Genomic DNA, 7,383 nt, shown 5'->3' on the forward strand with positions numbered 1-7,383 from the left:
TCGCCTATTTATGGGGAATAACCACACTACATAGGCTCTGCCTTGCCTAAATACCAAACACACTGCTGCAAATTTAATCTCGAAAGATAAACAGGCCCTAAGTTAAACCAATAATTTAGTTACAGGCTACTGCTCTCGGGCAATCGCTCTGTAAGCAATATCGGTGCGGTACTCCATACCTTCCCAGCTAATTTGTTTTACAAGCTCGTATGCACGTTGCTGTGCCTCGGTAACGGTATTGCCGAGTGCCGTTGCACATAATACACGTCCACCTGCGGTGACAACGTTTTCGCCATCTTGCTTAGTACCCGCATGAAATACTTTTTCATCAGCAGGGTAGTTAACTTTAAGGCCTGATATTGCATCACCTTTAGGGTAGTCACCTGGGTAGCCTTTAGCGGCAAGTACAACACCTACGGCTGCGCGCGGGTCAAACTCAATGGTTGTTTTATCAAGTTCTTCGCGGTTTGCCGCTTCAACTAGTTCAACTAAGTCTGATTTAAGACGAAGCATCATAGGTTGCGTTTCAGGGTCACCAAAACGACAGTTGTACTCAATTACTTTAGGCGTGCCCTGGGCATCTATCATTAAGCCTGCGTATAAAAAGCCAGTGTAAGGATGGCCTTCGCTTGCCATACCCTCAACGGTAGGAACGATTACTTCGTTCATAATGCGCTGGTGGATTTCGTCGGTTACTACAGGTGCCGGTGAGTATGCGCCCATGCCGCCAGTATTTGGACCTTCATCGCCATTGTATGCACGCTTATGATCTTGGCTTGTTGCAAATGGCAAAATGTTTTTACCATCAACCATAACAATAAAAGAGGCTTCTTCGCCTTCTAAAAACTCTTCGATCACGACGCGGCTGCCAGCCTCGCCAAAAGCATTACCGGCAAGCATATCGCGAATAGCGTCTTCAGCTTCGCGCTCATCCATTGCCACAATAACGCCTTTACCAGCTGCTAGGCCATCTGCTTTTATTACAATTGGCGCGCCTTTTTCCTTTAAATAAGCAAGGGCAGGGTCAATTTGTTCAAACGTTTGGTAATCAGCGGTTGGGATGGCATGGCGAGCTAAAAAGTCTTTAGTAAACGACTTAGAGCCTTCTAGCTGCGCTGCACCGGCTGTTGGACCAAAAATAGCGAGACCGTGTTCACGGAACTTATCTACTACGCCTAATACAAGCGGTACTTCTGGGCCAACAATAGTAAGTTCTACATTGTTTTGTTGCGCAAAGCTTAATAGGCCATCTAGGTCTTCAACGTTAATTGCAACGTTTTCTAGTTTTGGCTCAAGTGCAGTACCGGCATTACCCGGTGCTACAAATACAGTGTTTACTTTCGTGTTTTGAGCGGCCTTAAACGCAAGTGCGTGTTCGCGGCCGCCGCTGCCAATGACTAATACATTCATGGCGAAATATTCCTATTTAAAGCGGTTTTTTAAATTTCAGCGTCATACGGTCGCTTTCACCAATAGCTTTGTATTTATCAGCGTCTTGTTCGCCAAGGCGTAAGCTAGGTGGTAGCGTCCACACACCTTTAGGGTGATCGGCTGTATCTTTTGGATTGGCGTTAATCTCACTGCTTGCAACTAATTCAAATCCAGCTTTTTTAGCTAAATCGACCACGTAACTTTGCTTCATGTAGCCGGTTGATTTTTGATCCTCATCAGGTCGGCTTTCATCTAAGCGATGTTCAACTACACCTAATACGCCACCTGGTTTTAACGCTTTATAAAAAGACTTAAATGCACTGAGTGCGCCTTTAGTGTCTTTACCCATGTACCAGTTATGTACATTGCGAAAGGTTAATACCATGTCGGCAGTGCCGGCAGGGGCAATATCAGTGTGCGTTAATGGGGCAAACTCAGAAATTTTTACTTTGCTAAAACGCTCATCTTCGGCCATTTTTTTCTTAAAGCCGGCTAAAGAGCGCTGGTAGTAACCTACCGATGAATCACTCGGAAAATGCGCTGCGTAATATAAGCCTTGCTCTTTAAGTGCTGGGGCTAAAATTTCGCTGTACCAACCACCGCCTGGGGCAATTTCAACCACGGTCATTGTTGGTTTAAAACCAAAAAATGCCAGTGTTTGCTCTGGGTGACGGTATTCATCGCGGGCGCTATTTTTAGCGCTACGCTCGCTTGATTGAATAGCATGGCTAAGGCTTGACTCATGGTTATGGCTAAGTGCCATTGTTGAGGTCAGCGTAAGCGAGGCAACAAGTAGTGACTTTAGTGCAAATTTCATCGTTTGTTCCTTAACATTTTATATAGGTGTTGAACCAGAATACGTGAATTGATTGCAAACAAAAAGGGCTAAACGTTGTGTTTAACCCTTTGTGTGATTAGTGGCGGAAGTGGCGCATGCCGGTAAATACCATCGCCATGCCAGCTTCGTCAGCGGCGGCGATAACTTCTTCATCGCGCATTGAACCACCCGGTTGAATAACCGCGGTAATACCAGCGGCTGCTGCTGCGTCTATACCATCACGGAATGGGAAAAACGCATCTGATGCCATCACAGAGCCAGGTACTTCTAGATTTTCATCAGCGGCTTTAATACCCGCTATTTTAGCTGAGTAAACACGGCTCATTTGGCCTGCGCCTACGCCAATGGTCATACCGTCGCGGGCATATACAATCGCATTTGATTTAACAAACTTAGCTACTTTCCAGCAAAATAGTAAATCTTTAAGTTCTTGCTCAGAAGGTTGGCGCTTAGACACGACTTTTAAATCGCCTTGGGTGACCATGCCTAGGTCGCGGTCTTGTACTAAAACACCGCCGTTAACGCGTTTAATATCGTGGCCAGTTGCTTTGCCACTCCATTGACCACACGCTAATAAGCGTACGTTCTTTTTCGCTTCAACAATTTTTGCTGCTTCGCTTGAAACGCTAGGAGCAATAATTACTTCAACAAATTGACGCTCAACAATGGCTTGTGCTGTTGCAGCGTCAAGCTCGCGGTTAAAGGCAATAATGCCACCAAACGCTGAGGTTGGATCTGTTTTAAAGGCGCGGTCGTAAGCACTAAGAATATCTTCGCCAATTGAAACGCCACACGGGTTTGCGTGTTTAACAATAACACATGTAGGTACATCAAATTCTTTAACACACTCAAGTGCTGCGTCGGTATCTGCAATGTTATTAAACGACAGGGCTTTACCTTGTAGTTGAGTAGCTGTTGCAACAGACGCTTCGCTTACGTTGTTTTCAACATAAAAAGCAGCATCTTGATGTGAGTTTTCACCGTAACGCATATCTTGCTTTTTAGTGAATTGCATATTGATAGTGCGTGGGAATTTAGTCTCTTCAGCGGCTTCTTCAGTGTAATCAGGTACCATTTTGCCAAAGTAGTTAGCAATCATGCCATCGTACTGAGCTGTGTGCTCATACGCGGCAATGGCTAAATCAAAACGTGTTTTGTACGTTGTTGAGCCATTGTTGCTTTGCATTTCGCTAATAACGCGCTCGTAATCGTTTGCGTTTACCACGATGGTGACGTCTTTGTGGTTTTTAGCGGCTGCACGAACCATGGTAGGTCCGCCAATATCAATGTTTTCAATAGCATCTTCAAGGCTGCAGTTTTCTTGAGCGACAGTATTCGCAAAGGGGTATAAGTTAACTACAACAATATCGATAGCAGAGATGTTGTTATCTGCCATTACGCTTTCATCTTGTCCGCGACGCGCTAAAATACCGCCGTGAATTTTAGGATGAAGGGTTTTTACGCGACCATCCATGATTTCAGGATGACCTGTGTGATCTGATACTTCAGTCACTTTTATGCCGTTATCAGCAAGGAGTTTGCAGGTACCGCCAGTTGATAAAATATCTACACCTTGCGCTTCTAGTGCGCGGGCAAATTCAACAATACCGGTTTTATCAGACACACTTAATAGTGCGCGACGAATAGGACGATGAGTATCCATTGTAGTTTAATTTCCTCAGTTAATGAGCTAGCTTAGAAGCGGGCATTTTAACTGATTACTACTCAAAAAACGACTTATAAAGCGCCAATAAGCGTGAGCATTTTGCAACATCTCTACTAAATTGTGCGCATAAAAAAAGCACCCTAAGGTGCTTTTTTGCATGATACCAATTGTATTTGATTAGTAAGCAGTTATAACGATAGGAAAACAAGTCTATAACAAGGCAAAAATTTTACAGTGTAGTTATTCTACATAAGAAATTTTTAACGCCGTTATGGGCTTGTTTAGTTCGTTAGCATGCTTACGCTTTCAATATAATTGGTATTAGTTCATGCCGTATTTTTTAAGCTTTTTACGTAAAGTACCACGGTTGATACCTAGTAAAATTGCCGCACGAGTTTGGTTACCACGTGTGTATGTCATTACTTCTTCAAGTAATGGCGCTTCTAGCTCTGAAAGAACAAGGTCGTAAACGTCTTGCACATCTTGACCGTTAAGCTGCTTTAAATAGTGGTGAACAGCTTTTTTTACTGCATCACGCAATGGCTGCGGTTTCTCGTGTGACTGAACATGAGGGTTTGTGATAAATGGAGAAGTCACGTTTTGTTCGAACATTATTTAATCTCTTTCTTTCTTAGTTAGCTGCTAGTGTTTTAAAGTATTGCGTTAATGCGTCAACCTGTGCTTGTGGGTTGTCGAGCGCATTAAATACTCGCCTAAACTGACCGTCACTGTCATGGGTTTGCAAATACCAAGATACATGTTTGCGAGCGATTCGCGCTCCCATTGGCTCGCCGTAAAACGCATGGAGGTTATCTAAATGCTCCATTAAAATACTTCGCACCTCTGAAATAGCAGGTGGTGGTAAGTGTTCTCCAGTTCGCAAATAGTGGTCTATCTCCCTAAATATCCAAGGGCGACCTTGGGCGGCTCGGCCAATCATGATGGCATCTGCACCCGTATAGTCCAAAACCTGCTTTGCTTTTTCTGGAGATGTAATATCACCATTAGCAACCACAGGTATCGACACTGAGCGTTTTATATCCCTAATCGTGGCATATTCTGCTTCACCTTTGTACATACATGCGCGTGTACGCCCATGTACGGCAAGTGACGCAATGCCATAACGCTCAGCTATTCTCGCAATCTCTACACCATTACGGTTGTCCTGATCCCATCCTGTGCGGATTTTAAGTGTGACCGGGATATCAACAGCGTTAACCACTGCATCAACTATCTCTTCCACAAGTTCAGGAAACTGTAATAATGCAGAGCCTGCGAGTTTCTTGTTCACTTTTTTTGCTGGGCACCCCATATTGATATCTATGATCTGTGCACCGTTAGCAACATTGAATTGTGCGGCCTGCGCCATAAGCTCAGGATCAGCTCCTGCAATTTGCACCGCGCGTATACCCGACTCACCGCTGTGATCCATACGGTTCATCGATTTTTCAGTTTTCCAAACCTTCGGGTTTGACGATAACATTTCAGACACGGCCAAGCCTGCGCCTAAGCGGCGGCAAAGCTGTCTAAATGGTCTGTCTGTAATACCTGCCATTGGCGCGACTATTACATTATTCTCAAGTTGGTATGAACCGATACGCACTGTATTCAATAGGCCTCTTTTCAAGGGGCGCTAAGTTTACGGTTTTTTTAGGAAAAATCAAAGGCTATAAATTGAACAAAAGTGACTTTTTTTTGCCCTTTTCGTATTGACTTTTGATAACCGCATGACAAGTGGGTCGATTTGTTTGAAATTTAAACAAAAAATAATTTTGTCAAATTATGCGTGCTAATTTTCTAACTGTAAAAAAATAGTAAAGCCTGTTAAATACAGGCTTTACATGCAAGTTTTGAGTTAAAACTCTAAATTTATAAATGTATGCGGTTAGCTATTTTTTGTGCCGCTTACACGGGTCCAATCACCCTCTAGTGCAATATCGTCAAGCTCAATAAACGGTGCGTAAATATCGGCAACCGATTGGGCTTGCTCTTCTAATATGCCCGACATAGCAATTTTGCCACCCGGTTTAAGTAATCCCAAAATTACACTGTGAAGCTCACGCAGCGGTTGCGCTAAAATATTAGCTACTACAATATCAGCACTAAACTCAGGTTGGTTTTCTGGTAGGTATACCTCAAGCTTATCGGCTACGCCATTACGCTGTGCGTTATCTAAGCTTGCTTCAAGTGCTTGCGGGTCAATATCAATACCTATCATGCGCTCTGCACCAAGTTTAATGGCTGCAATGCCTAAAATGCCCGAGCCACAACCAAAGTCTACTACCGTTTTGCCGGTTAAATCTTGGCTTTCTAACCATTTAAGGCACAGTGCCGTTGTTGCATGCGTACCCGTACCAAACGCAAGGCCTGGGTCGAGCAGTACATTAACTGCATCTGGGTCTGGAATGTCGCGCCAGCTTGGGCATATCCACAGTTTTTCGCCGAACTGGATTGGGTGAAAGTTATCCATCCACTCACGTTCCCAGTCTTTATCTTCTAGTTGCTCAATTTTGTATACCAGCGTGTCTTTAATTTCATCATGACGCTTAAGTAATGCAATTACCGCGTTCATATCATGATTGGCTTCAAATAGACCAATTACAGTGGTATCGGCCCAAAACTCAACGGTGCCAATTTTAGGCTCATAAATAGGGGTGTCTTTAGCGTCAATAAAAGTAACAGAGGCGCTGCCTGCTTCCATTAATAAGTCACTCACTGCATCTGCGGTAGCAGCATTGGCATTGATACGGATTTGGATCCAAGCCATGGTTGTTTCCTTTAAATAGAAAAAAGGCCGCTACAGCGGCCTTTTTAGTTTATATGAAGCGCTAAATTATTTAGCGTCTAAAAAGCTTTTTAGTAAATCAGAGCGAGAAGGGTGGCGTAATTTACGCAGTGCTTTCGCTTCTATTTGACGAATACGCTCACGTGTTACGTCAAACTGTTTACCTACTTCTTCTAAGGTGTGGTCGGTATTCATATCAATACCAAAGCGCATACGAAGTACTTTAGCTTCACGGGCTGTAAGGCCTGCTAGCACATCGTTTGTTGCGCCACGAAGAGATTCCATTGTTGCCGAGTCGATTGGCGAATCAATAGTGGTATCTTCGATAAAGTCACCTAAGTGCGAATCTTCATCATCACCGATTGGTGTTTCCATCGAAATTGGCTCTTTGGCAATTTTAAGTACCTTACGGATTTTATCCTCAGGCATCATCATGCGTTCTGCTAATTCTTCAGGATTTGGCTCACGACCCATTTCTTGTAACATTTGACGAGAGATACGGTTAAGTTTATTAATCGTTTCTATCATATGTACTGGAATACGGATTGTTCTTGCTTGGTCAGCAATTGAGCGGGTAATCGCTTGGCGAATCCACCACGTAGCATAAGTCGAGAACTTATAACCACGGCGGTATTCAAACTTATCTACCGCTTTCATCAAGCC

The 7,383-nt window shown here is 43.7% G+C and carries 7 protein-coding genes; all 7 read right to left on the reverse strand.

What is annotated here, in order from left to right; all coding sequences use genetic code 11:
• Window positions 1-126: 126 nt before the first annotated feature.
• Window positions 127-1,410, reverse strand: coding sequence for a phosphoribosylamine--glycine ligase (gene purD, locus B2R65_RS14050; protein ID WP_024031418.1), 1,284 nt, complete (start codon window positions 1,408-1,410; stop codon window positions 127-129).
• Between the two features lie 16 nt (window positions 1,411-1,426).
• On the reverse strand, window positions 1,427-2,248 hold the full coding sequence (locus B2R65_RS14055) for a class I SAM-dependent methyltransferase (RefSeq protein ID WP_286743620.1): 822 nt from the start codon (window positions 2,246-2,248) through the stop codon (window positions 1,427-1,429).
• Between the two features lie 97 nt (window positions 2,249-2,345).
• A complete protein-coding gene (purH, locus tag B2R65_RS14060) occupies window positions 2,346-3,932 on the reverse strand; it encodes a bifunctional phosphoribosylaminoimidazolecarboxamide formyltransferase/IMP cyclohydrolase (protein WP_286743623.1) in 1,587 nt (528 codons plus the stop codon).
• A gap of 324 nt (window positions 3,933-4,256) precedes the next feature.
• Window positions 4,257-4,547 carry a DNA-binding transcriptional regulator Fis gene (gene fis / locus B2R65_RS14065; RefSeq protein WP_002957804.1) on the reverse strand — a complete coding sequence of 97 codons (291 nt, stop codon included), beginning with the start codon at window positions 4,545-4,547 and terminating at the stop codon, window positions 4,257-4,259.
• 19 nt (window positions 4,548-4,566) lie between these two features.
• A complete protein-coding gene (gene dusB, locus B2R65_RS14070; RefSeq protein WP_004588630.1) occupies window positions 4,567-5,538 on the reverse strand; it encodes a tRNA dihydrouridine synthase DusB in 972 nt (323 codons plus the stop codon).
• Between the two features lie 282 nt (window positions 5,539-5,820).
• Window positions 5,821-6,702 (reverse strand): 50S ribosomal protein L11 methyltransferase, encoded by an 882-nt coding sequence (prmA, locus tag B2R65_RS14075; protein WP_004588629.1) that lies wholly within the window; start codon window positions 6,700-6,702, stop codon window positions 5,821-5,823.
• Between the two features lie 66 nt (window positions 6,703-6,768).
• On the reverse strand, window positions 6,769-7,383 hold a 615-nt coding region (locus B2R65_RS14080), incomplete at its 5' end, for a sigma-70 family RNA polymerase sigma factor (protein ID WP_286743660.1).

The organism is Pseudoalteromonas sp. UBA2102 (assembly GCF_002331165.1).
Classification (GTDB): domain Bacteria; phylum Pseudomonadota; class Gammaproteobacteria; order Enterobacterales; family Alteromonadaceae; genus Pseudoalteromonas; species Pseudoalteromonas atlantica.

Bases quoted from the DNA above. Each gene is read 5' to 3' on its own strand.
- purH (WP_286743623.1), bottom strand. From the start codon at position 3,932: ATGGATACTCATCGTCCTATTCGTCGCGCACTATTAAGTGTGTCTGAT.
- fis (WP_002957804.1), bottom strand. From the start codon at position 4,547: ATGTTCGAACAAAACGTGACTTCTCCATTTATCACAAACCCTCATGTT.
- purD (WP_024031418.1), bottom strand. From the start codon at position 1,410: ATGAATGTATTAGTCATTGGCAGCGGCGGCCGCGAACACGCACTTGCG.
- prmA (WP_004588629.1), bottom strand. From the start codon at position 6,702: ATGGCTTGGATCCAAATCCGTATCAATGCCAATGCTGCTACCGCAGAT.
- B2R65_RS14055 (WP_286743620.1), bottom strand. From the start codon at position 2,248: ATGAAATTTGCACTAAAGTCACTACTTGTTGCCTCGCTTACGCTGACC.